This is a genomic window from Pseudomonas sp. SWRI179 (assembly GCF_014268705.1).
Classification (GTDB): Bacteria; Pseudomonadota; Gammaproteobacteria; order Pseudomonadales; family Pseudomonadaceae; genus Aquipseudomonas; species Aquipseudomonas zanjanensis.
In genome coordinates this window covers 1-23,631 of record NZ_JABWRA010000033.1, presented here as the reverse complement: position 1 = coordinate 23,631, position 23,631 = coordinate 1, and the positions used below count along the sequence as shown (strand labels likewise).

General features: G+C 59.2%; 28 protein-coding genes. 15 read left to right on the top strand and 13 right to left on the bottom strand.

Annotation, left to right across the window (positions count from 1 at the left end; genetic code table 11):
• Positions 1-56: 56 nt before the first annotated feature.
• Complete coding sequence (locus tag HU767_RS18630; RefSeq protein WP_186709717.1) at positions 57-872, top strand: suppressor of fused domain protein; 816 nt, start codon at positions 57-59, stop codon at positions 870-872.
• A gap of 33 nt (positions 873-905) precedes the next feature.
• On the opposite strand, the gene HU767_RS18625 is transcribed toward HU767_RS18630, so the two are convergent.
• Positions 906-1,361 carry a GNAT family N-acetyltransferase gene (locus HU767_RS18625; RefSeq protein ID WP_186730189.1) on the bottom strand — a complete coding sequence of 152 codons (456 nt, stop codon included), beginning with the start codon at positions 1,359-1,361 and terminating at the stop codon, positions 906-908.
• Between the two features lie 72 nt (positions 1,362-1,433).
• Here HU767_RS18625 and HU767_RS18620 point away from each other — a divergent pair, with 72 nt between their 5' ends.
• The 3 genes from HU767_RS18620 (at position 1,434) to HU767_RS18610 (ending at position 3,260) form a co-directional block, all read left to right on the top strand.
• Entirely contained in the window at positions 1,434-2,057 is a 624-nt protein-coding gene (locus HU767_RS18620) for an SMI1/KNR4 family protein (RefSeq protein WP_186730188.1), read from the top strand.
• 241 nt (positions 2,058-2,298) lie between these two features.
• Complete coding sequence (locus HU767_RS18615) at positions 2,299-2,700, top strand: GFA family protein (protein ID WP_186709712.1); 402 nt, start codon at positions 2,299-2,301, stop codon at positions 2,698-2,700.
• A 122-nt stretch (positions 2,701-2,822) separates the two neighbouring features.
• The gene (locus tag HU767_RS18610; RefSeq protein WP_186730187.1) at positions 2,823-3,260 is read left to right on the top strand and encodes a GNAT family N-acetyltransferase; all 438 of its coding nucleotides are present in this window, start codon (positions 2,823-2,825) and stop codon (positions 3,258-3,260) included.
• A gap of 144 nt (positions 3,261-3,404) precedes the next feature.
• On the opposite strand, the gene HU767_RS18605 is transcribed toward HU767_RS18610, so the two are convergent.
• The 3 genes from HU767_RS18605 to HU767_RS18595 all read right to left on the bottom strand — a co-directional run bounded on the left by HU767_RS18605 (position 3,405) and on the right by HU767_RS18595 (position 6,073).
• Positions 3,405-4,085 carry a hypothetical protein gene (locus HU767_RS18605; RefSeq protein WP_186730186.1) on the bottom strand — a complete coding sequence of 227 codons (681 nt, stop codon included), beginning with the start codon at positions 4,083-4,085 and terminating at the stop codon, positions 3,405-3,407.
• A 15-nt stretch (positions 4,086-4,100) separates the two neighbouring features.
• Positions 4,101-4,493 carry a hypothetical protein gene (locus HU767_RS18600; RefSeq protein WP_186730185.1) on the bottom strand — a complete coding sequence of 131 codons (393 nt, stop codon included), beginning with the start codon at positions 4,491-4,493 and terminating at the stop codon, positions 4,101-4,103.
• Between the two features lie 119 nt (positions 4,494-4,612).
• Positions 4,613-6,073 carry an L-lactate permease gene (locus tag HU767_RS18595; protein WP_186730184.1) on the bottom strand — a complete coding sequence of 487 codons (1,461 nt, stop codon included), beginning with the start codon at positions 6,071-6,073 and terminating at the stop codon, positions 4,613-4,615.
• Positions 6,074-6,204: 131 nt separating this feature from the next.
• On the opposite strand from HU767_RS18595, the gene HU767_RS18590 reads away from it, so the two are divergent.
• Positions 6,205-6,708 (top strand): Lrp/AsnC family transcriptional regulator, encoded by a 504-nt coding sequence (locus HU767_RS18590; protein ID WP_186730183.1) that lies wholly within the window; start codon positions 6,205-6,207, stop codon positions 6,706-6,708.
• Positions 6,709-6,716: 8 nt separating this feature from the next.
• On the opposite strand, the gene HU767_RS18585 is transcribed toward HU767_RS18590, so the two are convergent.
• The 3 genes from HU767_RS18585 to HU767_RS18575 all read right to left on the bottom strand — a co-directional run bounded on the left by HU767_RS18585 (position 6,717) and on the right by HU767_RS18575 (position 9,187).
• Positions 6,717-7,301: an AAA family ATPase gene (locus HU767_RS18585; RefSeq protein WP_186709705.1), complete on the bottom strand. Its 585-nt coding sequence runs from the start codon at positions 7,299-7,301 to the stop codon at positions 6,717-6,719.
• A gap of 49 nt (positions 7,302-7,350) precedes the next feature.
• Positions 7,351-8,409, bottom strand: a complete 1,059-nt coding sequence (locus HU767_RS18580; RefSeq protein WP_186730205.1) for an alpha/beta fold hydrolase — start codon at positions 8,407-8,409, stop codon at positions 7,351-7,353.
• Positions 8,410-8,509: 100 nt separating this feature from the next.
• Positions 8,510-9,187 carry a phytanoyl-CoA dioxygenase family protein gene (locus HU767_RS18575; RefSeq protein WP_186709701.1) on the bottom strand — a complete coding sequence of 226 codons (678 nt, stop codon included), beginning with the start codon at positions 9,185-9,187 and terminating at the stop codon, positions 8,510-8,512.
• Positions 9,188-9,525: 338 nt separating this feature from the next.
• Between HU767_RS18575 and HU767_RS18570 the strand changes: the two genes are divergently transcribed.
• Complete coding sequence (locus HU767_RS18570) at positions 9,526-10,125, top strand: ATP phosphoribosyltransferase regulatory subunit (protein ID WP_186709723.1); 600 nt, start codon at positions 9,526-9,528, stop codon at positions 10,123-10,125.
• A 92-nt stretch (positions 10,126-10,217) separates the two neighbouring features.
• Here the strand turns inward: HU767_RS18570 and HU767_RS18565 are convergent, their stop codons facing one another.
• Both HU767_RS18565 and HU767_RS18560 read right to left on the bottom strand, forming a co-directional pair.
• Positions 10,218-10,478 carry a hypothetical protein gene (locus HU767_RS18565; protein ID WP_186709699.1) on the bottom strand — a complete coding sequence of 87 codons (261 nt, stop codon included), beginning with the start codon at positions 10,476-10,478 and terminating at the stop codon, positions 10,218-10,220.
• Positions 10,479-10,652: 174 nt separating this feature from the next.
• Positions 10,653-10,931, bottom strand: a complete 279-nt coding sequence (locus HU767_RS18560; protein WP_186709697.1) for a short-chain dehydrogenase — start codon at positions 10,929-10,931, stop codon at positions 10,653-10,655.
• A gap of 563 nt (positions 10,932-11,494) precedes the next feature.
• On the opposite strand from HU767_RS18560, the gene HU767_RS18555 reads away from it, so the two are divergent.
• The 7 genes from HU767_RS18555 (at position 11,495) to HU767_RS18525 (ending at position 17,115) form a co-directional block, all read left to right on the top strand.
• On the top strand, positions 11,495-13,684 hold the full coding sequence (locus HU767_RS18555; protein WP_186730182.1) for a response regulator: 2,190 nt from the start codon (positions 11,495-11,497) through the stop codon (positions 13,682-13,684).
• A gap of 90 nt (positions 13,685-13,774) precedes the next feature.
• Complete coding sequence (locus HU767_RS18550; protein WP_225917600.1) at positions 13,775-14,026, top strand: hypothetical protein; 252 nt, start codon at positions 13,775-13,777, stop codon at positions 14,024-14,026.
• A 413-nt stretch (positions 14,027-14,439) separates the two neighbouring features.
• A complete protein-coding gene (locus HU767_RS18545; RefSeq protein WP_186709693.1) occupies positions 14,440-14,850 on the top strand; it encodes a glycine zipper domain-containing protein in 411 nt (136 codons plus the stop codon).
• Positions 14,851-15,240: 390 nt separating this feature from the next.
• Positions 15,241-15,414, top strand: a complete 174-nt coding sequence (locus HU767_RS18540) for a hypothetical protein (protein ID WP_162893857.1) — start codon at positions 15,241-15,243, stop codon at positions 15,412-15,414.
• A 70-nt stretch (positions 15,415-15,484) separates the two neighbouring features.
• Positions 15,485-15,688, top strand: a complete 204-nt coding sequence (locus tag HU767_RS18535) for a hypothetical protein (RefSeq protein ID WP_186730181.1) — start codon at positions 15,485-15,487, stop codon at positions 15,686-15,688.
• A gap of 87 nt (positions 15,689-15,775) precedes the next feature.
• Positions 15,776-16,159, top strand: coding sequence for a hypothetical protein (locus HU767_RS18530; protein ID WP_186709690.1), 384 nt, complete (start codon positions 15,776-15,778; stop codon positions 16,157-16,159).
• A 260-nt stretch (positions 16,160-16,419) separates the two neighbouring features.
• The gene (locus HU767_RS18525) at positions 16,420-17,115 is read left to right on the top strand and encodes an HAD-IA family hydrolase (protein WP_186709688.1); all 696 of its coding nucleotides are present in this window, start codon (positions 16,420-16,422) and stop codon (positions 17,113-17,115) included.
• Positions 17,116-17,201: 86 nt separating this feature from the next.
• Here the strand turns inward: HU767_RS18525 and HU767_RS18520 are convergent, their stop codons facing one another.
• Positions 17,202-17,948 (bottom strand): 3-oxoacyl-ACP reductase family protein, encoded by a 747-nt coding sequence (locus HU767_RS18520; protein WP_186730180.1) that lies wholly within the window; start codon positions 17,946-17,948, stop codon positions 17,202-17,204.
• Between the two features lie 125 nt (positions 17,949-18,073).
• Between HU767_RS18520 and HU767_RS18515 the strand changes: the two genes are divergently transcribed.
• On the top strand, positions 18,074-18,997 hold the full coding sequence (locus HU767_RS18515) for a LysR family transcriptional regulator (protein WP_186730179.1): 924 nt from the start codon (positions 18,074-18,076) through the stop codon (positions 18,995-18,997).
• A gap of 146 nt (positions 18,998-19,143) precedes the next feature.
• Here HU767_RS18515 and HU767_RS18510 read toward each other — a convergent pair whose 3' ends face one another.
• The 3 genes from HU767_RS18510 to HU767_RS18500 form a co-directional block, all read right to left on the bottom strand.
• The gene (locus HU767_RS18510) at positions 19,144-19,872 is read right to left on the bottom strand and encodes an aspartate/glutamate racemase family protein (protein ID WP_060741345.1); all 729 of its coding nucleotides are present in this window, start codon (positions 19,870-19,872) and stop codon (positions 19,144-19,146) included.
• Between the two features lie 60 nt (positions 19,873-19,932).
• Positions 19,933-21,459 (bottom strand): NCS1 family nucleobase:cation symporter-1, encoded by a 1,527-nt coding sequence (locus HU767_RS18505; protein ID WP_186730178.1) that lies wholly within the window; start codon positions 21,457-21,459, stop codon positions 19,933-19,935.
• A gap of 452 nt (positions 21,460-21,911) precedes the next feature.
• Positions 21,912-22,655 (bottom strand): phosphoadenylyl-sulfate reductase, encoded by a 744-nt coding sequence (locus tag HU767_RS18500; protein ID WP_186709680.1) that lies wholly within the window; start codon positions 22,653-22,655, stop codon positions 21,912-21,914.
• A 173-nt stretch (positions 22,656-22,828) separates the two neighbouring features.
• Here HU767_RS18500 and thrH point away from each other — a divergent pair, with 173 nt between their 5' ends.
• Entirely contained in the window at positions 22,829-23,446 is a 618-nt protein-coding gene (gene thrH, locus HU767_RS18495; RefSeq protein ID WP_186730177.1) for a bifunctional phosphoserine phosphatase/homoserine phosphotransferase ThrH, read from the top strand.
• Positions 23,447-23,631 lie beyond the last annotated feature (185 nt).

Sequence of the window (23,631 nt, the reverse complement as noted above, 5' to 3'; positions counted from 1 at the left end):
GTCCAGGCGCAGTAACTGAACGATACATCAACTGCAGTTTTCGAATAGGAACGCCCATGAATTTCTTCAAGAAGCTCTTCGGTTCATCAAAAGCCCCTGAAACCCAACACGACCAGCCCGCGCCGCAATCCCCTGAGCTTGTCGACCTGACTGAGGCTGAAGCCGCCAGTCTGGCCGTCCGGGAAGCCGGCGCAGCGTGCCTGGATCGTCATTGGAGTGCTGTCGGCACGGTCGAGCGGGATGTCCTTGCCTACTTGATCAGCCCGACCTTTTCCGGTGGCCCGTACTGGCCTTCGACTCGCCAGGCCTATCGCGTGGTTCGCCGTGGCGACACGATCATCCTCGCCACCGAAGGCCTGTCCGATCCATTCGATGATACGGAAGGCATGGGCAACGGTTTCGAAATGGAGTTGTTCGTCGAAACCGCGGACATCCCCGAACACGCCCATGGCCCCGTGGGCGAGGTCGATCCTTTCAAGGGTAGTTGGGCATTCGAACTGGTGGAACACGTCGCCAAGACGGTGGCCGACGCGGGCGGCATTACCCACCAACTCGACCAGTATGGGGCGCTGTCCCTTGAACTTCCCGGGCTCAGCCAATCGCACCACATGAGCGACCAATTGCCCAAACACTTCGTGACCGATGACGACTCCACCGGCGTTCTGCTCGGTGCCCCGGCGCCGGATTTCCCGACCCTACTGGATGACATGCCGTTGTCGCCGGTCAGATTGGTGCCGGTGGTATTGATCACCGCGGCGGAGCTGGAGTACGTGCGTTCGGGTGGGCGAGCGGCGCGGGAGGATCTGGTGAGTCGTTTGCAGGCGGCGGGGGTTGGGCATTTGAGCAGTCTGCATCGGGCGAGCGTGGTGTGATGGCGCAGGGGTACCTTCTTGGACGCTGCAGTGCTACAGGTCCAAGGTTTTCGTCATGATGATCGTGCGCTCTGATTTGTGGAACTCATCCCGGACTTTTTCAAAGCCAAGCGAAGCATAAAAGCCTTCTGCGGTGATTGAAGAGGGAACCCGCAGCAGCTTCAGGCCTGCGTTGATGGCGATCGATTGAATCCTCGCCATCAGGTGTCTCCCGAGACCCTTCCCTTGATAGCTCGGGTCGACAAACACGCTTCGGACCACGTCCTGATCGAGACTCGCCGTTGCAACGATATGATTGTCGACTGTTGCTACAAGTATCTGGCGTTGAGCCAACAATTGAAGAATTGCCGGCGGGGAAAAATTTTGCGCCACTTGATCGATAATTTCGGGTAAGTAGTCTTGGGCATTGGACTGGCGCAAGGCATTGATGATCGTTTGACTGATGGCCGGGGCATCGGTGGCCATAGCGTTTCGAATCAGGTAATCCATCAAGGTAGCTCCTTGCGCATAGTCGCTTGAGCATAGAAGGATTCGGCTTCACTGACCAAAACGGAAGGCGCAATGACTGATTACCGCGGACTCATTCTCGAAGACACCCGTGAAGGCGCCACCGACCGTGCCATCGCACAATTGGAAGCCAGCCTGGGTGCCCGCCTGCCGGACGACTATCGCCAGTTCCTCAAGACCTGCAACGGCGCCTACGTGGAATACGATGTGTTGGCCACGCTCGCCAATGGCGACGAGGAGCTACTTAGTTTTTCACTGTACGGGTTGGACCCGGACAAAGAGTATGAATCAAACCCCTATGAACTGGAGCAACTGCGGGCGCAGCCCGGCTTCCCCGCAACGGGATTGCTGCCGATCGGTCGCGACGGCGGCGCGAGTATCTTGCTGCTTGATGTGCGGGAAGGGCGCCAGGACGTGGCGGCGCTGGTGGCGGGTTTACCGGCCTGGACCGGGCGTCGTCAGCAGGGCGATGAGTACGTGGTGTTGGCGGATTCTTTCAATGGTTATCTGGACTTGCTGCATCTATCGGAAGAGCGGATCGAGGAGCATATCAATCACTTCATGATCAGCCCTGAGAGTGTTGAGGCAACGTTGGAGTGGTTGGATAAGGGGAGCCCGGGGTGGCGGGAGCGGTATCGGGAGTTGTGGAATGCGCGGGTTTTGGATCGGTTGATTTGATGACTTGCCGGTGAGTGACATCCTTGGATGTATACAGGCTCCTTTGGGTCGACTATGCCTGAAGGGGCTGCAGCCGACTCTTTATGGACTCTCAGCGTTATCCATATCGGTCTGTCCCCGATGCTTCGGGGTCTTGGCTCGATAGCTGCGTCGTAGCAGGCAGCAGACGGCAAATAACGGTCGGTCGACTGATTGGACTGGGACAGTTACGCTGGGGTTTCTTATCTGTACGGAAAGGCCTATGACACAGCTATACCAAGGAAGCTGCTTATGCGCTGCCGTCAGTTACGAGCTACTCGTCTCACCAAAAGCAGTGAGTCATTGTCATTGTAGCCAGTGTCGCAAGGGGCACGGGGCAGCATTCGCATCGTACGGCAGCATTCCCCGTAGCGCGCTTCGAGTACTTCGCGGTTCCACCAACATCAAAAGCTATGCTTCGTCAGAGGCCGTATTACGTGAGTTCTGCATCGATTGCGGTTCGACTCTGTTTTGGTCTCGATCTGAAGGTAAATTCTCCGACTGGGTCTCGATAGCGTTGGGCACGCTTGATACACCCTTCCTGCCTCAAAAGCAGAAGCATGTTCATGTCGACTCCGCAGTCCTCTGGTTCAAGTCATCTAACCTGTGTTCTCAGGTCGACTGACGGCTCTGATCGCTTTCTGCCGGTCTCAGTCACCCAGCGTGTTGGTTAAGTCCGATGCAAACGATAGGTCAAGTCGAATTCAAAGGGTGGACAAGCCTGTGCAATACCCAGTTGAGAACAACATGAAAGTTCGAAAAGCCTTACTAACCGATGCAGAATCTGTGTCCAGACTCCTGGGCCAGTTAGGCTACCAAGCCTCGCCGAAGTTAATCCGAGATAAGCTTGAAGCATTAGAACTTAGCGCTCGCGATACCGTGCTGTTGGCACAAGACGGTAAAAATATTATCGGTGTCATAAGCTTACATGTACTTGAGCTGTTTCATCAGCCGGGTAGGCTCGGACGCATTACCTCGCTTGTCATCGATGAAGACTCCCGAGGACAAGGAGTAGGGGCAATGCTAGTTTCCGCTGCTGATGCATTTTTTATAGAACAACTTTGCGTCCGGGCTGAGGTGACTAGCAGCGACCACCGAATGCAGGCTCACATTTTTTATCAGCAGCAAGGTTACGCGGTCGACGAGCGTCGGTTTGTCAAACGGTATGATTCTTCCGGGGCATAGTAAGTTTAAATTCGACGAGCACGTCACCTTGATCAAGATTCGCAGCTTGATTAGATGGCTGAGTCCCGATTTCCCGAACGACGACGGTCACCGTGATCGAGCGCCAGCGAATTTGAATATCCCTCCGCCGCTTGAATCCAGCCTTCAGTCGAGACGTTCGATGGCGCGTGCAAGATTGGCGCGCGCCTGCTGCTCAAATGCATCGAAGTACGCTGCGGTCGTATAGATCCGTCCACGCGCCAGGAAGCCTTCAAGGACCTGGCGCCGTTTCTGGCGGTACACAGGCAGAGGCACAAACGAGTACTCGCGGCGAATGTGTTGGTCGTATTCCTCGAACCGCTCGAACGATGCTCCAAGGATCGCCAGATCCGTGTCCACCAAGACCGCTTCGTCTGCCGTTGCCGGGGCACCGTCGTGTCGCGTCACCATCACCAAGTCGTAAAGCCTGCGTCGCGTTTCATCGTCCAGGCCGCTATCGTGTGCCACGTCGTCCAACCATTGCGCACTGCGCAACTCGTTGTCGCTGCGAAGGGGATCGTAGATCGCGTCATGGAACCATAACGCGAGGTCGACTTCAGCGGAGGCCTGGCAGGCCGCGTTGATGTATCGGCGCACCTGAAGGCATTCCTTCAGATGTTGGAGATTGTGGTAGGCGCGGTGCGGCTCGCCGTAGTGTCGAAGGAGTTCTTCGTACGTTTCTCGTGACGCGTCTCTGACGCCAAGCGCCTCCCAGGCGCGAGCCCAGGCGGCGAAACCGATGCCATCAGCCACATTGTCGTGTGTAGTGGCCGGGAATAGACCGTTCCCGTCTGGTGGACTCGTCATCGTTTCTTCTCCCCTTTATTGAGCATCACTCGCTGGCGCGTCGTCGGTATCGTCTGCTGGCGCTCCGTAAGGTGCGCCAATCTCGACCCGATCAGCCTTTACCCAACCGGTAAAGTCGTCGCCGCTCTTGGCGATGAAGTTCACTTCCAGCCATGATTCGTCTTCAAGGCTGGAGTAAACGGTGAGGGAGTCGCCGGGTATGACAAAAATCTTCTTATTGGAACAGGCTTCATCGGGCGCTTCGTGGAAATGCAGGCGTCCGGTGCCAATGACTTTGCCTTGCACCGACGGATGAAACTCCGGCACCGTCCCGGAGATCTTTTCCGCCAGGGCCGAACAGTTAACAGCGGCCTGGCTCAGGCTGCTGAAAAGGCACAGGCACAACAAGATGCTTGAACGCAGATACATCGTGGCGAATCCGTTTGGGGTGGAGGCGTAGGATAGTTAAGTCAGAAACTATTGGGAAAGAGACATGAACCCAAGGGGTTGGAAAAAGTGCAAAAGGGGCTCCACTTGCCAACACTCCACTATCCAAACCACCCACTCAGCAACGCCGCGCCCAACGCGACTAACGCGGTATTGAGACAGACCAGCGTGAAGCCAAACCTTACCAGTTCGCCTTCTTCCTTGGCCTGGGTCTTGGCAAGTCCCAGGATCAGCATGACAACCGACAGCGAGCCCAGCGCAGCATGCCCTGCCGAGCTGTTCTGGACGGCAGCCAGCAACAGGCGAGAGGATTCCGGCAACATCGCGATGGCCGGCATGAAAATCGCGTTGCCGCCAACATTCGACCCGGTCATGTAGCCTGACAGCGCGCCAAACAGGGCCACCAGCGACGTCGCGGCGGCGGGTGACAGGCCCGCCAGCAGTTGCATCAAACCCGCGAGGAAGCCGGCCTTCACCATCATCTGCGACATCGCCAGGAAGAAGAAAATGGTCAACAGTGGCCGCTTCGCCCGCGCCACCAGCGCAGCAGGCAAGTTGACGTCGAGTGCTGTCTGGCGTTGTGTGCGGCGCGTGTGAAACCCTATCCCGATCAGCACCAGAACCAGTGCCAGGCCGGGTGAGGCGAGTGGTTTCCAGGTGACCTGGGCGCCCTGTACAACCCAGTGATCTGGCCAAGCGGTGATCGTCCACACCGTCTTCAACGCGACAATGCAGACGATCAGTACCAGATATGGCCATGCCTGACGCGGCCATTGCACCGCACCGCGCTCGCTGTCGTTGCGGCGCAGGCGCCACAGCCCAGCAGAGAGTACCGCAGCAGCCGTCACCAGGCCTGCTGCCACGCCGGCCACTTCCGGCCCCAGCCACCGACTGGCACCGTAAAGCACGCCCACGAACAGCAGCCAGAAAGCGCCCAACGCCCTCCATTCCCGCGAATCACGAACGCCTGCAAGCGATAGCGCGATTGCACTGAGGACCAAAAAAACCGGTGCGCTGGTCAATGCCGAGGTCGCTGCCAGCGCGGTTGCGTCCAGGTGAACCAACGAAGCACCAATGACCGATGCCAGGCCCAGCGTTCCCCAAGGCATGATTGCCATGCCGGTCAGTGCTATCCGTAGCGCGACCCGACGTTCGAAGAGACTGAGCAGCAGGGGCACCGTGGCGATCAACGACACGCCGAAGCCGGTCATCGCTTCGAGCAACGGTGCCAGTCCAAGAACGATAAACACGACTTGATCGCCGCGCCCAAGCCCCAGTGACCGCACCCATTGGCTAAGCGCCAGGTTGACACCCATGCGCTCGATAAAAATCACAAAAACCAGGCCTGGAACGATCACGAAAGCCGTACTTGCAAACAGCACGGCCGTATCTTGAGCAGCGGCCACCATGCTGCCCAGGCGCCACGCGTCGGCAGCGCCGGCGAGCCAGAGCACCATGACCCATACAGTACCTGCAATGGCGGCGTGCACGGGTGGCCGGCGCAGCACGACGAGAATGGCTGTCACCAACAGGACAGGGGAGAGATGGAACAGTGCGAGCATGCCAATAATATCCTGTGTGTGTTGCGACCAAGGCTGCGTACGCAGACTGCTGGCAAGATAATATTTCTCCAGGGTAGATAAAGGGGCGCAGTTTTCTGTTAGTTTTCGAGAAAATTTCTCACAGGTTTACCATGGCAAAAAGCGACGCCGCACTTGAATCGTTGGACAAATTCGACCGTGCCATCCTGGACCTCGTCCAGCGCGACAACACGATGCCGCTGCGCCTCATGGCCGAGCAGGTCAATCTTTCCACGGCCGCCGTTCAGCGCCGTATCAAGCGGATGGAAGCGGGGGGCGTCATCACGGGCAACGTCGCCATCGTGGATCCCATCGCCGTAGGACGGCCGATCACGATCATTGTGGAAGTGATGGCAGAGCGCACCAGCATCGAGGCGCTGGAGGCGATGAAGGCACACTTCGCGGTGCCCGAAGTTCAGCAGTGTTATTACGTCACCGGCGAAGTGGATTTCGTCCTGGTGTTAACCGTTGCCAGCATGAACGAATACCAGGCTTTGGCGCGGCGATTGTTTGCCGAAAATTCCAATGTGACCTGGTTCAAGACAATCGTGGCGCTGGACCGGGTGAAAGTCGGGCTTGATGTGCCGAGCACGCCGGTGGGAAAAGGGATGGAATAGAGGGGGATTTATTCTTGCTTCCATAAAACGACGTTGTCGTTTTTTTCGACTTTTTGCGGCGGTTCTACGCTAGGTGCCTCCTCTCCGATATTCGACAGAAACAGTTGGATCTGGCGGTTGGACCGCAGACAGATAACGCGACATGTCGATGGGGCCGTTGCTACAAGTTGCTTCATCTTTGCACGCGCCGATTTACGGGTCGCCCACATAAATCTGAAAAACTCCGGAAGGTTCCCTAGCTGCTCTGGGCAATTCTCTGGAAGATCGGGGCGTGGGCGGCCTCGCTGGGTTAACGTTCTGAGAAGCACACGCCAGAACCGAAGTACCGATGAGCGATCAATCCATATCAAAAGATCGGCTCGCGCAATTCGGTTGTCCCAAGTGGCAGAATGACCGCCTTCAAAAATCCATTGTTCGCGTGCCTCGACCTCGTGACAAAGCCGCGTCTTCTCGTCCGGGTTTCGCTCGATCCAACCGGGCTGCCAATGAATAGTGTCAATATGAATGACTGGCAATCCGGTATGTTTGCCCATTTCCCGAGCCAGCGTGCTTTTTCCTGAGCCAGGCTGACCGATAATCATGACGCGCTGCATTAGGCGCCCCTACTCGTTAAATATCCCGATAATCCTGGGCGTGTGATCGTCATCTAGCCTCCTTCTCAAGCTCTCCAGTGGATTGCGCCAGAAACTCCGCGACCAGCGACACAACCTGCTGCTGAACCACCCCCCGAGCACGACCGCCATCCCCATCCTGACAAATAATGCCATCCCCCGGCACGTGCTCTTCGAGGATCTTCTGCGCACCAGGCTTGCACATCGACATGAAGCTGAAATGGCTCGCGTCGCTGATCCCGACGTAACGGCTTGTCGCTGGGGGTAGGCGTTTCGCCAGGTTGGCGGACTCCAACTCGGCGGGAAGCTCTCGCGACGGTACGCCAGCCGCAATCACCAGGGCGGGTACAGGAAGGGCGGCCAGGCTCTCATCGGTCAGGCCCCGCGAAAGCCCCAGGTCCAATGTCACCACCGCAGTGACGCGTTTGTCGCGCCAATCAGCGGCCAGCTCGGCCTTCGCTTCAGCGGTACTGGCGGGGTTCATCTGTTCGTAAACGGTGCAACTGGCTAGCTGCGAATGAGCCTTACAGTCTTGGGCGAAGCGCTCTGGGTCGAAGCGCGCGCCGGCGATTTCCAGGGCAGTCCAGCCGCCGAGTGAATGGCCCACGGCTGCAATTCGGCCGTTGGCGACCCGACCAAATTTTTCCGGTTGAGCCGTGACCGCATCGATGGCCCGGCGCAGGTCAACGGGCCGCTGCCATAGCTGCGCCGCTGCTTGCGGGCTGCGGTCATGGGTGGTGCTGCCGGGGTGGTTGATGGCGGCGACGATGTAACCCTTCTGGGCCAAGGCGCTGGCCAGCCAGATCTGGTTGCTCCAGTTGCCCCTGTAGCCGTGGGAGAGCACCACCAGTGGATGTTCGCCGTCCGTTGGCGGCGCGTTACGCACGGCGGAGGCGCCGACAAATACCGCGTTATCGGCGATCAGTTGCGCGGTTGCGGTGGTTGCGCTGGGGTACCAAACGACCATCTCCAGAGCGCGGCCATTGTGCGGATCCGGCAGGGTGGAGGATTGGAAGCCGATGGGGTTTTCGTCAGCGAATGCGGTGGTTGTCAGGCAGGCCAACAGCAGAGCGCCGAGAGCTGTTTTCAATGTCGTTTCTTCCTTGATTAGACGAGGGGGGCTGTTGATAACCCCCGGCATTAAAGCTCAGATTCGAACCGCAGTGCATAACTTTTATCGACCCGGAAATCTAATCCCCAAAAGCAAAATCCGAGGGAGCGAATCGGTCGCGGGTGTCCATCCGAATATTGCGCAGCGCCACGGTTTCCAGGTGTGAGGCGTAGAGCGATTCCGAGAAATAGCTGATCAGGGTGGAGCGACGGCGTGCGCCGATCACGTTCAGGCTGCCCGCGTGCACCAGATCGACATCGAACACCAGGATGTCACCGGCGCTGCCTGAAAGCTGCACGGCGCGTGACTCGTCATTGAAGTCGAAAGGTGGGGCGCCCGGCTCGGGGCGGTGGCTGCCGGGGACGATCCGTGTCGCGCCGTTCTCAGGGCCGTAATCGTCGAAGAAAGCCAAGGCGACAGCGATGTCGCCTGGTCGTTGGGCTGACAAGTCGCGGTGCAATTGTTGGTGGCCGTTACCGGCAAGGGGTTCACGTCCTTCCACTTGGGAGAGGAAGAACCGCTCGCCGATCAATTCTCCTGCCACCGCCAGTAGCTGGGGTAGGCGGCACACGGCTTGAATTGTTGCATCGTCGTCCAGCATCGAATAGCGCCAGTCCATGCCGCGGGGCACTGGCCATTGGTCCGACGGTTTCACGCCGGCATCGAACACGCTGCGCAAGTCAGCCAGCCACTCGGCCGGGATCGCTTGGCGTAGCAGGGCGTAACCGTCCTGATGGAGTTGTTTGCGGTCAGGCATGGTTTTCTCGACGTTCTTGTGTAGATATCTGGAAGGCTAGTCCCGAGCGATTGACGGGCAACGAATCAGCACGAAGAGCCGTACCTTGTAAGCGCCCCCTGAATTGTGCAAGGATCGGCTATGACTCAATTTATTCCAAGCAATCACCATCATCACGGACCTCACCCAGAGTGCCGCGGTTGCTCATACTCATCGATTGATCAGAATTCGAAACATCCATTCTGACCCATCAATGAAACAAACCAAGGCGCCGACGGCGCCTTTTTTATTGGTTGTAAAAAGTGAGATCGGAAAAATGACTATGCTTCGCGGAACCCGAATAGTGACTGGAAAAGAAGCTGTACTCATGCGAGAGCTGGAGGGGCGCTTTCGGAGCTATCTTCATCGATGCAGGGGCTGAGGAGGCCATAGTTCCTGCGTTGTGGGGCCAGGACACGTTTATAGAGAAAGCCGGCGGGAGTGAAATAATCGGGCAAATGTGGGCTTTTGACGACAAGGCCGGACGTTCTTGTTGCCTCATCCCAGAGGCCACCGCGCTTTTTCAGGAGCGCAATGATTTACTTCTCGGATCACGAGAAGAAGCGATGTTTTTTTACGTGGCGCGTTGTTACCGGTATGAGCGACCTCAAGCGGGTCGGTATCGCGAGTTCACTCAACTGGGACTGGAAATTCTTAGCCCCACGCCGAATCTGGCATTACAGCGTAGCCAAGCAATTTGCATCGGTTTTCTTGACTCGCTGGGGCTCGAATACGAACTCAATCTATCAGTGAAGCGTGGATTAAGTTATTACCTTGAAGGGAATGGGTTTGAGGTGCGTTGTCCGGTGTTAGGGGCACAGCAGCAGGTTGTCGGCGGTGGAGCCTATCGAGAGGGGGCAGGATTCGGCATCGGTCTTGAGCGGTTAGTGCTTGCTTCTGAGATGACTCGGAGTTCTTGACTCAAGGCGCCTCCGTCAGGAGGCGTTTTTCAAACCAACTAGTAAATTTTGAAGATAACCTGCGGTTTCGGAATCACTGAGCGGATCAACACTCATGCGCTACGTTTCTTGGCGCGTCTTCTTTCTTGAAGGTACTCACCTTGGAGCGTCAGGATCTCAGACTTGCTCAGAATGCCTTTTCTCTTGAGATTGACGAGCAACTGTTCGACGTTATCCAGTTCGACGACGTCGCCGGTCAGACGGGTAATGGTCGCGGCCATACGACTGATGGCGTCAAGCTCAGCAGTAACATTGTGGGTTTCAGCAAGCCTGCGGACCTGAGTTGCGACACTGTCGGTAGCGGTGTGCGTCATTGGGGAGTCCTCTACTACAGCCAAACCATGACATGGAGCTGTTTTCTTTTGTGGCGAGGGAGCTTGCTCCCGCTTGAGTGCGCAGCGCTCACAAAAGGGGCCGCTGCGCAGCCCAGCGGGAGCAAGCTCCCTCGCCACAGGTTGTCGGATAGCAGGCTTATTCGGCGGGCAGGCTTATAGAGTGGAACCGGCCGGTGCTGCATCCAATCGTCGGGCAATCACATCCATCACGTCACACCCATCACGCAGTGGGATGCAGCACAGTTGTGCCAGGTCCTGAAGGGTTGCGGGGTCGATGGTCAGTTCATCACGCATCGCCAAGTTCTCCAGGAACTGGGTGGCGGCACGGATTCGGTAGGCGGCTGAGTCGAGCAGGATGTGTAGTGGGGCGGTGGTATCGACGTAGAGGGGTTGGTCGTCGGCGTTGCTGGTGAGGCCCATATATCGGTTCATATCAATTCCTTGTGTCATGAATGAACTGCCACACTTTGTCGCCAAACAAAGGGTGACAGCTGTACGCAGGTTGGCGAACCGGTGACACAAGGAGCCGGCAGACCCGAAGGTCTCCCGCGCACAGCTGCCATAAAGCAGTTTCTGTGAGCACGAGTGTGCTTCTGCCACAGCAGAAAGCACCGTTGCACTTGTGTCAATCGAGTCGCCAAACCCGGCCGCCATTTGGGCGACGCCAAGACTATAGTCGCCACCGCAAAAAATACGCAAGGGATTGATAGGGAAGGGGATTCCCAATCATATGTAGGACGTTGCCATAGCCCTGAGTATCTGAGCTGTATGTCTTACAACCAGGCAAGCCCCTCACGTACATCCGGCCAAAACACAACGATTTGTAGGATATTTCTGTAGCCTCATCGCCCATATCTGCCCGTTACCCCCCATTTACCCCCCGACGCATCCCACATTCCAATCGCGCATTCCCACCCCGCGCGGGATAATACGGCCCTGCCTGGGGTCACAAGCTTTCCCCTCGTTGGTATTGGCGTCTCAGAAGGATCGAACGCATGACAGATTGGCTCCAGAGCTACGGAGAAATGGCTGAACGGGTCCGCCGCCATCCTTGGGAGGGCACGTCGTTGGGGCCGCCAGGCCAGTGGCCCGATGTGTTGAAGACCACCGTGGCGCTGAGCCTGGCCTCGCATTTTCCCCAGGCCATCGTCTGGGGCCCGGACCTGATCACGGTGTACAACGATGCGTTCCTGCCGATCCTTGGCAGCAAGCCCGAGGCGCTGGGGCGAGGGTTCGATGAGGTGTGGCAGGAGGTCTGGCGCGATATCGGGCCAATCGTGCAGGCCGCCTTCGAGGGGCAAGCCACTTATATAGAGAACTTCCCCCTGATCATCGAGCGCGGCGGCGGTCCTGAGCAGGCCTATTTCACGTTCTGCTACAGCCCCATCCGTGACCAGTTCGGCAAGGTGGTGGGCATGCTGGACACGGTCACCGAGACCACTTCCACGGTGTTCATGACCCAGCGGCTGGCGGTGTTGGATGCCATCGGCACCGCCGTGGCAAACGCCACCGACCCGCAGGCCATCATGGCGACCACCACGCGGATCCTGGCGGCGCACTTGAACCTGTCCAATTGTGCCTACGCCGACATGGATGAGGACGAGGACGGTTTCACCATTCGCGGCGATTGGGCCCGGGTGGGCTCGCCGCATATTCTTGGGCACTATCGGCTGGCTGATTTTGGCCGACTGGCGGTCACGAATCTGCGGGCCGGCAAGCCGCTGGTGCTCAACGATAATCTCAAGGAGCTGCCGCCGGAGGAAGCGGCGGCGTTCCAGGCCCTTGGCATCGCGGCGACCATTTGCGTGCCGTTGATCAAGGGCGGGCGATTGACCGCGCTGATGGCTATTCACGACAAGACGCCGCGGATCTGGTCGTCCAACGATCTGGCGCTGCTGATGGAAGTCACCGAGCGCTCCTGGGCCCACATTGAGCGCGCCCGTGCCGACGCCGCTGTGCGCGAAGGCCTGGCGGCCCTGGCCGAGTTGAACGCGACGTTGGAGGAACGGGTCGAGGAACGCACCACGCGGTTGAAACAGACCGAAGCGGCGCTGCGCCAGTCGCAAAAGCTCGAAGCCATCGGCCAGCTCACTGGCGGCGTGGCTCATGACTTCAACAATTTGCTGACAATCATCCGTTCTTCGGTCGATTTCCTGCGCATGCCCAACCTGTCCGACGATCGCCGGCAACGCTACATGACGGCGGTGTCCGAAACGGTGGAGCGCGCCTCCAAGTTGACCAGCCAGTTGCTTGCGTTTGCCCGGCGCCAGCCCTTGAAGCCGCAAGTCATTGACGTGGGCAAGCTAGTGCAGAGCCTGGGGGACATGCTGCAAACCGTCACGGGGGCGCGGATCCAGGTCAACGTCGAGTTGTGCGATCGGCCCTGTTACATCCGTGCGGATTTGAGCCAGTTCGAGACGGCGCTGATCAATATGGCGCTCAATGCGCGGGATGCCATGAATGGCCAGGGCACGCTGTGGCTGCGGCTCAGCTGTGGCGGTGGCATGCCGCCGATCCGTGGTCATGCCGGGGCCGGGCAATCCTTTGCCGCCATCGCCTTGGCCGATACGGGTACGGGTATAGACGCGCAAGTGCTCGAGCACATCTTCGAACCCTTCTTCACCACCAAGGAAGTGGGCAAGGGCACGGGGTTGGGCTTGTCCCAGGTGTTTGGCTTCGCCAAGCAGTCCGGTGGCAACGTCGATGTTTCCACCGTGGTGGGCGAAGGGACGGTGTTTACCTTGTACCTTCCGGAAGTGGAGCCCGAGAAAAACCACGAGCCGGTCAAGGAAGAACACACGCCCCTGGTGCTGGAAAAGGGCAAGCGTCGGGTGTTGGTCGTGGAAGACAATTTGGAGGTGGGGCGTTTTGCCAATCAGATCCTCCAGGACCTGGGCTACGAAACCGCCTGGGCGACCAACGCCGAAGAAGCGCTGGAGATGGTCGGCCCGGATGCGATGGCGTTCGACGCGATATTTTCTGACGTGGTGATGCCCGGCATCAGCGGGATTGCCCTGGCGAGAGAACTGCGCCAGCGTCGCCCGGACCTGCCGGTGGTGCTGACTTCTGGTTACAGCGAAGAGTTGGCCCACAGCGGTCATGAGGGCTTCGAGTTCTTGTCCAAACCCTATTCCGCCGATCAGGTTTCCCGGGTTTTGAACCGGACGATGCTGGGTGCTGAATGAGTGTTTCCTTTTTGAAACAGTGAGTTCCATTCGTCGGCGAAGGGCGCTGTTGAATCAACAGTCTGTTGATGACCGACTAGTCTCACTGTCGTGAAGGTCGATATTGTCAGGCAACCGGTTGTTGCCGGTATGGACCTCAATGAAAGGGGAAAGGCAATGGGAACACCGTACAGCGAGGAGCACGGAGCCGCATATCCGATCAATGAAGGGTTGCAGTGTGGCCAGTCGACCTACCATGCAGACTTTGGCGATGAGCCGATCAAGTCCATCAGGACGAAGGTGGCCAAGGTGGAGCGAGGGGAGAAGGCCAAGTTTTTGCCCAGGGTTCCGGTCAAGAAATGACGACGAGTCGTTGCCAGAGATCGTTCCCGCCGGGGCTGCGCAGGAGCTGTGTAGGAGCTGTCGAGTGCAACGAGGCTGCGATCTTTCCTCTGACAATTGAGTCTCAAGCGAAAGATCAAAAGATCGCAGCCTTCGGCAGCTCCTACAGGGATATCCCGGTCTTTACATAAATATTTTTCATCTTTTCTCAAACCGCGGTTTCTTTCACGTTTCTTTCACAAGCAGGTACGTACTCTGAGCTCATCCGTTAGAAAGCAGTACCTGCCCGTTTCCCCAGCGGGCTTTTTTTTGCCTGTCATAAAATAATCCGCCGTTTCGTTGTCCAACCGTCATGGCTGACGTTGTGTGGCGTAAACTCGCGCCCGCACGCATCGGCCATTTCTCCCCGATGCGGCATTCTTGAGGTTTCTATCATGCGTTTGACTTTGTCCACCTTGTTACTGGGGTTAGTGGTTGCCCAGGGCGCGATGGCTGCCGGCGACGGTACCGCCGCGGTCGGCGGTGGTCTGGGCGGTGTGTTGGGCAACGTGGTCGGCCAGCAGATGGGCGGCAGCACAGGCGCCGCGATTGGCGCCGGTGTCGGCGGCGCAGCCGGTAGCGCCGTGGGCGCGCGCAAAGGCAGCCGCACGGAAGCCGCCATCGGCGGTGGCCTGGGCTCGGCCGGTGGCTCGATTGTCGGTAACCGCCTGGGCGGCTCCACCGGCTCCACTATCGGCGCAGGCATCGGCGGCGCGGCGGGCGGCGCGTTGGGCAGCAACCTGTCCAATGACAACGACGGTCACTCCGGTGGCAAGAAGCACAAGCACAAGAGAAAGCACCGCTAAGCGGATGCTTGGATGAATGGATCCGGCCTCATGCCGTGATGCTGTTCAACTGGAAAAAACGGCGCTTCTTTCAGAAATGAAAAGCGCCGTTTTTTTTGGGGCTTCTTTTGATGCCTAAAGCAAGGGCAACAAACAGCGCCAGCCGCTATGTAACAGCGGCACCGCCATCGCGAGCAGGCTCGCTCCCACAGGGGATTTGGGGTGTTCGTAACATCTGCGTACGACACAAAAAAACTGTGGGAGCGAGCTTGCTCGCGAAGAGGCCAGCACATCCAACATCGTCATCGACTGTGACACCGCCATCGCGAGCAAGCCCGCTCCCACACAGGGGAACGATTGCCGCCCCCCCGCCTCAAATTCATACATCCATCAGCAATCGCGAGGTGTGTCATGACGCCGGAAACTGAAGGCAAGGAAGAAAAAGGCCCGACGGGCGTTCCCTTCATCAATGACCCAGGCCCCAACGACCCAGGCAATGAAGACCCCGGTTCGCTGATGGACGACGCACAAGTGCCCTTGCTCGACGATGAGGACGCTGAACTTGAGGACGAATCCTACAAGTGAAAGCGCTCAAACGGATCGCCCGGTTCTTTAAGCTGCAGAACAGGTGCGTTCACCTGCCAGGAGGTTATATATGACTGCCCATTCGCCCGCCCGCGACGACGAAGAAACCCCCGAATACCCGCTGCCGTCGCCCACCAACCCGCTGAGCCGCGACCAGCTGCCGCCCGATGACGAAGCGGGCGTCGAGCAAGTGCCCAGCGACGACGAGGATGTCGAGGCGACCCCGGATGACCCGGATATCGCTGGTGATGATGCCTCCGGCAAGCCGAGCTGATCGACAGCCCGCCCGTCGATCCAGTGGCACCATCGACCCTTCACGCATGCCACACATCAGGTAAGTACCTTGAAAAGGAGACTCACCATGATGAAGTCCAACATGACAGCGCTGACACTCGCCGGGATTCTTTCGGTCAGTTCGTTGGCCGCTTTCGCACAATCTTCCAGCGGCACGCCTCCCGTGGACAAGGGCGGGATGCCACCTTCTTCGGAAATGGAGGCTGGCTCAACGTCCGGTGCCAGCGGTAACGCCTTGCCCCCAGGCTCCGTCGGTGGTGGCAATGGCGGCGATGCCAGCGGCAGCAGCACCAGCCCCGGCACCGGCAGCGGTTCGATGAGTGGCGGCAGCACGATGGGCGGCGCCGACGCCGGCGGTGGCACCAGCGGAGGAACCGGTACCAGCGACAGCGGTGGCAGCTCGGGCGGCAGCGGCTCGGGATCGGGCGGCTCCGGCAGCTCGGGTCAATAACCGCTGCATCGTCATCCAAACCGATCCGCTTTTGTGGCGAGGGAGCTTGCTCCCGCTGGGGTGCGAAGCAGCCCCACGATATTACGGTCGCTGCGCAACCGAGCGGGAGCAAGCGCCCTCGCCACAAAACCCGTCCATGGATTTCCCATTGCCGGTTCCAAGCCCCCTTCGTTATCCTGCTGAATCCTTTAAGGCGAACACGCTACCCTGGCGCACCTGAGCCATCCCTGGAATGTTGTGTTGATAACGGATCAGATGCGATGAATGCACCGCTGAAAGAGTTTGGCCCGATCAAGGCTGTGATTTTCGACATGGACGGGCTGTTGTTGGACACCGAGGGGATCTACACCGAGGTGACTTCCATCATCGCCGAGCGCTATGGGCGCACGTTCGATTGGAGCGTCAAACAGAACATCATCGGACGCGGGGCTGTGGACTTGGCCAATTACGTCGTCCAGGCGCTGGAATTACCGATCACGCCCCAGGAATTCCTGGCCATTCGCGAGCCCTTGATGCGCGAGCGTTTTCCTCACGCCCTGGGCATGCCTGGCGCCGAGGAACTGGTGCGGCATCTGAAGGCCCACAACATTCCGATAGCGGTGGGGACCAGTTCGTCGAGCCCTACGTTCGAGCTGAAAACCACCTTGCACCGGGACTGGTTCGCGCTGTTCGATTGCATCGTGACGGCGGATGACCCCGAAGTCGGCGCGGCAAAACCGGCACCGGATATCTTCCTCACCGCCGCCCGGCGCCTGGGTGTCGAGCCGCGCGATTGTCTGGTGTTCGAGGATTCCCCGTTCGGCGTGACGGCCGCGAAAGCGGCTGGCATGACCGCCATTGCCATTCCGGATTCGGCCATGGCGGACGAAAAATACGCCCATGCCGACGGGATCATCCGCTCCTTGAGGATGTTCCAGCCAAGCCTTTGTGGTTTGCCGGAGTTGGAATGGGCCTGAAAAAGAGGGCCGCTGCGCGGCCCAGCGGGAGCAAGCTCCCTCGCCCCATGGGATGAAGCCATGACCGGCGTTTTTCCATGCCTGGATCAGGCGCCGAAACCACCGTCTATGGTCAGGCTGGCACCGGTGATGTAACCGGCTTCCGGCCCGGCCAGGTAGGCGACGAAACTGGCAATTTCATCGACGTTGCCGTAGCGACCGACGGCCATCAGCGACATCAGGCTCAAGGCGAAGTCGCTGTCGGCCGGGTTCATGTCGGTGTCCACCGGGCCGGGCTGCACGTTATTGACGGTGATGCCGCGCGGGCCCAGGTCACGGGCCAGGCCTTTGGTCAGGCCGACCAGTGCCGATTTACTCATGGCGTACGTGGCGCCGCCAGCGAAGGGCATGCGGTCGGCATTGGTACTGCCGATGTTGATGACGCGACCGCCTTCGGTCATGTGCCGCGCCGCCGCCTGGGTGGCGACGAACACGCTGCGCACGTTGATGGCCAGGGTCTGGTCGAAATCTTCGAGTGTGAATTCCTCCAGCGGTCCCATGGCCAGCACGCCCGCATTGTTGACCAGGATGTCCAACCGACCAAACGCCTCGACCGTGGCGGCGACGGCGTTACGCACGGCGTCGGCGTCGGCGCTGTCGGCCTTGATTGCCAGGGCCTTGCCGCCCGCTGCGGTGATGCTGTTCTGCAGTTCTTCAGATTTCGCGCCGGAGCTGACATAGGTGAAGGCCACGGCGGCGCCTTCTGCCGCGAGGCGTTTGACGATGGCGGCGCCGATGCCGCGCGAACCGCCTTGGACCAAGGCGACTTTACCGTTCAGTGCTGGGTTACTCATGATGTTCTCCAAAGTGTGCCGGGGCGAGATGCCGCGGTGATGGAGCGAGTATCAAGAAGCGGTCATGGGCTGTGTAGACCGTCGTTGCTATAGTCTGTCTAAACCAAAAGTTTAGAGTGGCGCCCATGGAGACCTTTAACAGTATCGAATGCTTTGTGCGCAGCGCCGAAGTCGGCAGCTTTGCCGAGGCGGCGCGACGCTTGAGCGTGACCCCGGCGGCGGTGGGTAAAAGCGTCGCCAAGCTGGAGGCGCGAATGGGCGTACGCCTGTTCCAGCGCAGCACCCGCAGCCTGCGGCTGACCGAAGCCGGCCAGTTGTTCTTGACGGAGGTCGGCAGCAGCTTCAACACCATCCAGAACGCTGTCGCCAACCTGGCCAGCGCTGGTGGGCAACCGGCGGGGACGCTGAAGGTGAGCATGGGCACGGCGTTCGGTCGATTGTATGTCGTGCCATTGCTGGGGGCGTTTCTGCGACGCTACCCGGCGATCAACCCGGATTGGCATTTCGATAATCGCCAAGTGGACCTGATCGGCCAGGGCTTCGATGCCGCCATCGGCGGCGGTTTCGAGCTGCCCCAAGGCGTGGTGGCGCGCAAGTTGACGGTGGCCCATCGGGTGCTGGTTGCCGCTACGGACTACCTGCAAACCCATGCCGTGGTGAAAGAGCCGGAAGATCTGGCGCAGCATCAGGGCATTCTGATTCGTTCGCCACAAACCGGGCGCGTGCGTTCCTGGCAGTTGACCAGCCGCAGCCGCGAACACAGCCCGCTGACGCTCAAGACGCGCATGACCATGAGCGATTCGGAAGCCGACTGCGCGGCCGCGGCCCAAGGCCTTGGTATCGGCCTGGTGAGCATGCCGATCGCCATGCCTTTTCTGGAATCCGGGGCGCTGCAGCGGGTATTGCCGGACTGGTACGTCGATGATGGCAACATCTCCATCTACTACGCCGAGCACAAGTTGCTGCCGGGCAAGACCCGGGCGTTCGTGGATTTCATCATCGAGCAGTTTGCCGAGCAGGGGTTGGCGCGGCGGTTTAGTGCGGTTTGAGCCAGGCTTCGGACCGAGTCGCCCCCTTCGCGAGCAAGCCCGCTCCCACATTTGATTGTATTGATCAAAAGATTTGTGTACGACACAGATCTTCTGTGGGAGCGGGCTTGCTCGCGAAGGGGGCGCCTCGGTCTAAAGTCATGCACTCACCGCCCAAACCGCCCCGGCCAGCCAATAATGGTCTTGGGCCGCGGCGTGGCATAGGTGCGCACTTTCGACGTCGACAACCCCAACCGCACCAGCGATTCGGCAATGGTCACCGCCGCCGTCACCCCATCGACCACCGGCACCCCGGTGCGCTGGCGGATCTGCTCATCAAGCCCGGCCATGCCGCCACAGCCCAGGCAGATCACCTCGGCCTTGTCCTGGCTGACTGCCAGCTCGGCCTGCCGGACGATGGCTTCAACCGCCCGCTGCGGATCCTGCTCAAGCTCCAGCACCGCCAGGCCACTGGCCCTTACCGAAGCGCAGCGGTCGAAAAGGCCGGACAGCTTGAGCCGGTCTTCGATCAGCGGCACGGTGCGGTCCAGGGTGGTGACCACCGAATAGGCATGGCCGAGGAACATGGCCGTGCTGGCGCCCGCATCGGTGATGTCCACCACCGGCACGTTCAGCAGTTCCTGCAGGCCTTCACGACCGTGTTCGCCATAGCCGGCCTGGATCACCGCATCGAACGGCTGGTCGTAGGACATCACCCGGTCCATCACCGCGATGGCCGCCAGGTAGCTTTCAAAATTGCCTTCGATGGAATCGGCGCCGAAATGTGGCGTGAGCCCGACGATCTCGGTGCCCGGCGCGGCGACGGCCTGGGCCTGGCGGGCGATGGCTTGGGTGATGGATTCGGTGGTGTTGACGTTGACCACGAGAATTCGCATGAGCTGTCCTCCTTAACACACAAAAGTAAGCGGCCCGAACCGGGCGGGCCGTTCGGGCGATCAATGATGAACGTTATCCACAGCGATGGACTCACCGCTGACGTCCTCGTAATACGGCTGGCGCTTGGCGATGATCAGGTACAACAACCCTGCAATCGAAGCGCCAATCAGCCAGGAAAACGGTGATACTGCGTCAAAACCGGGCACCAGGGCCAGGATGATGGCGATCAGCGCGGCCGGAATGAATGCCGCCACGGCACGCAGGTTGACCCCGTTGCTGTAGAAATACGCACCGTTTGGGTCCTCGCTGTACAGTTGCGGCACGTTGATGCGGCCTTTTCGCAGCAGCCAGTAGTCGACCATGATCACCCCGTACAACGGCCCGAGCAGGGCGCCGAGGCCGGACAGGAAGTACACGATCACCAGCGGGCTGTTGTAGAGGTTCCACGGCAGAATCAGCACGGCGATCGCGGCGCTGATCAGCCCGGCGCGGCGGAAGGTCAGGTACTTGGGCGCCAGGTTGCTGAGGACAAAGGCCGGGGCGACGAAGTTGGCCATGATGTTCACCGCCACGGTGACGATCAGGAAGGCCAGGCAGCCAAGCACGAGGAAAAACGTGTTGGGAATCGAGGCAATGACCTGGGTCGGGCTTTCGATGATTTGCCCGTTGATTTGGAACTGCGCGCCGCAGAGCAGGATGGTGATCCCGGCAAACACCAGGATGTTCACCGGCAGGCCCCAGAAATTGCCGACGATGATGGTCCGACGGCACGGCGAGGAGCGGGCGAAATCGCAGAAATTGAGAATCAAGGTGCCGTAGATCGACAGCCACAGCGCGCCACCGGCAAAAATATTGCGCCACATTTCGCCTCCGGTCAGCGGCTCGCGAATTGACCAGGCAATGGTGGCGTCGGCCTGGGTGTACATCCACCCGGCGAGGGCCGCGACGGTCACCAGGATCACCGGGCCAGCAAAGCCTTCATAGCGGCGCACCATCTCCATGCCGTAGGCCAGGATCACCAGTTGCACGAACCAGATCGCCACGAAACACACCCAGCCCAGGCTCGACAGGCCTAGGATCGAGTCGCGGTCGTAGTCGGCGAATCCCGGGTGGATCGCCACCAGCAACACGCGGAACACCACGGACGCCAGGTAGGTCTGGATCCCGAACCAGGCGATGGCGATGACCGCGCGGATCAGCGCAGGAATCTGCGCGCCGTGGATGCCGAAGCTGATCCGGCTGATCACCGGGAACGGCACCCCGGTTTTCTGGCCCATGTAGCCGGACAGGTTCATGAAACCATACACCAGCGCCGCGCCGATCCCCAGGGACAGCAAGATCTGCCAGCCGCCCAGGCCCAAGGCATAGAGGCCGATGGCGAAGGAGTAATTGGCGATGTTGTGCACGTCGTTGGTCCATAGGGCAAAGATGCTGTAGCGGCCCCAGCGGCGGCCTTCGGCCTTGGTCGGCGCCAGGTCCTTGTTGTGCAGCCTCGGGCTCAGTGCCAGGGACGCGGTGTGGTCTTCGAGGGCGGGGGTGGAGGAGGGCAGATCCAGCGCGATGTTATTGGAGAGACTTGTACGCATTCCGGCAGGCTCCTGATTCTCGGCGCTGCGATGACTGTGCATGAGCGCGAGGCTCGACAAATCTTCGTCGCGGCGGGCGAGCATCATTGGTTACGGGGCATCTGCAGCCTGTACGGGATAGGGCGCTTCAGGCTTGCGGATCTAAAGTGTGTGTATGTTTTATAGATGTTGTATACAAAACACTTATCGACTCAAGCCATATTTATGCCACTTACGGATCTATCCGTTGCAGCACTAATTTCGTTTTGTTATGGGTTTTAAATAACTAGCTGAAATACCGTGATTTAAAACTGACCGTTTAAACAGGTATTTATTTTTTGGCGAACGCCAGTGAAGAAGGGAGAACAGATAACGCGGGAGGGAAGGTGTAACCTTTCGGGGCAGTTACGAAGTAAGTGCACACAAAAATGGCACTTGTGGTGACATTTTTGTGTACAGAGTCTGGCGCTCGCTTAGACGCTCTTGGATTTGGCAATGATGTTGCCGGCGTGCAGCCCGCATTCTTTCTGCGTGGCTTCTTCCCACCACCAGCGGCCTTCGCGCTCGTGTTGGTTCGGCAGCACCGGGCGGGTGCAAGGTTCGCAGCCAATGCTGATGAAGCCGCGTTCATGCAGGCTGTTGTAAGGCAGTTCGAGCATGCGGATGTAGCCCCAGACTTCTTCGCTGGTCATCTGCGACAGGGGGTTGAATTTGTACAGGGTGCGCTCGGGGGTAGAGAACGCCGTGTCGATTTCCAGCACCGCCACCTGGCTGCGGGTGCCGGGGCTCTGGTCGCGGCGCTGGCCGGTGGCCCAGGCGCGGACATCGGTCAGTTTGCGCCGCAGCGGCTCGATCTTGCGGATGCCGCAGCACTCGCCATGACCGTCCTTGTAGAAACTGAACAAGCCTTTTTCCTTCACGAAGGGTTCAAGTTTCGTGTGGTCCGGCGACACCAGTTCGATGTCGATCTTGTAGTGCTCGCGCACTTGGTCGATGAACCGATAGGTCTCCGGGTGCAGGCGACCGGTGTCGAGGCTGAACACCTTGACGTTCTTGTTCAGTTTCCAGGCCATGTCCACCAGCACCACGTCTTCGGCGCCGCTGAAGGACAACCACAGGTCATCGCCGAATTCGGCGAAAGCCAGCTTGAGGATGTCCTGCGGGGACTTGTTGGCATAGGTCGTGGCGAGTTCCACGACGTCAAACGATGGGCTCATCAGGGCGGTTTCCTACAGGTCGGTGGCGCTGGGCGCTCTATATGGGGCTGATGGTAACAAAAGCTGTCGGGGCTGGCGCGTCCCTGTGCGTTGCGCGGGCTTCGACGAATGGCTAGAGTCGGCAGGCCTTTTGTTCGCTCAACCGATAAACATCAAAAAAATGGGAGTGTCTTGTGGAAATTGCCTGTCTCGACCTGGAAGGTGTGCTGGTCCCGGAGATCTGGATCGCCTTCGCTGAAAAAACCGGGATTGAATCCCTCAGGGCAACCACTCGGGACATTCCCGACTACGATGTGCTGATGAAGCAACGGTTGCGCATCCTCGACGAGCATGGCCTCAAGCTCTCCGATATCCAGGAAGTCATCGCCACCCTCAAGCCGCTGGACGGTGCCATCGAGTTCGTCGACTGGCTGCGCGAGCGCTTCCAGGTGGTGATTCTGTCCGACACGTTCTATGAGTTTTCCCAACCGCTGATGCGCCAGCTGGGCTTCCCGACCTTGCTCTGCCATCGCCTGATTACCGATGACGGCGGGCGGGTGACCGGCTACCAGTTGCGTCAGAAAGATCCCAAGCGCCAGTCGGTCCTGGCCTTCAAGAGCCTGTACTACCGGGTGATTGCGGCGGGGGATTCCTACAACGACACCACGATGCTGGGCGAAGCCGATGCCGGGATTCTGTTCCATGCGCCGGAGAATGTGATTCGTGAATTCCCGCAATTCCCGGCGGTGCATACGTTTGCCGAGTTGAAGCAGGAATTCCTCAAGGCTTCGAACCGCAATCTGAGCCTGTAAACCAGTTAGACCTGGACAGGCACGTACCTGTGGGAGCGAGCCTGCTCGCGATAGCGGTGGTTCAGCCAGCATTGATGTTGACTGATGCGACGCCATCGCGAGCAGGCTCGCTCCCACAGGGGGTATAGGGTCAACCTGTGGGAGCAAGGCTTGCCCGCGGTGCTTTAGAGGTTCTGCAAGGTTTC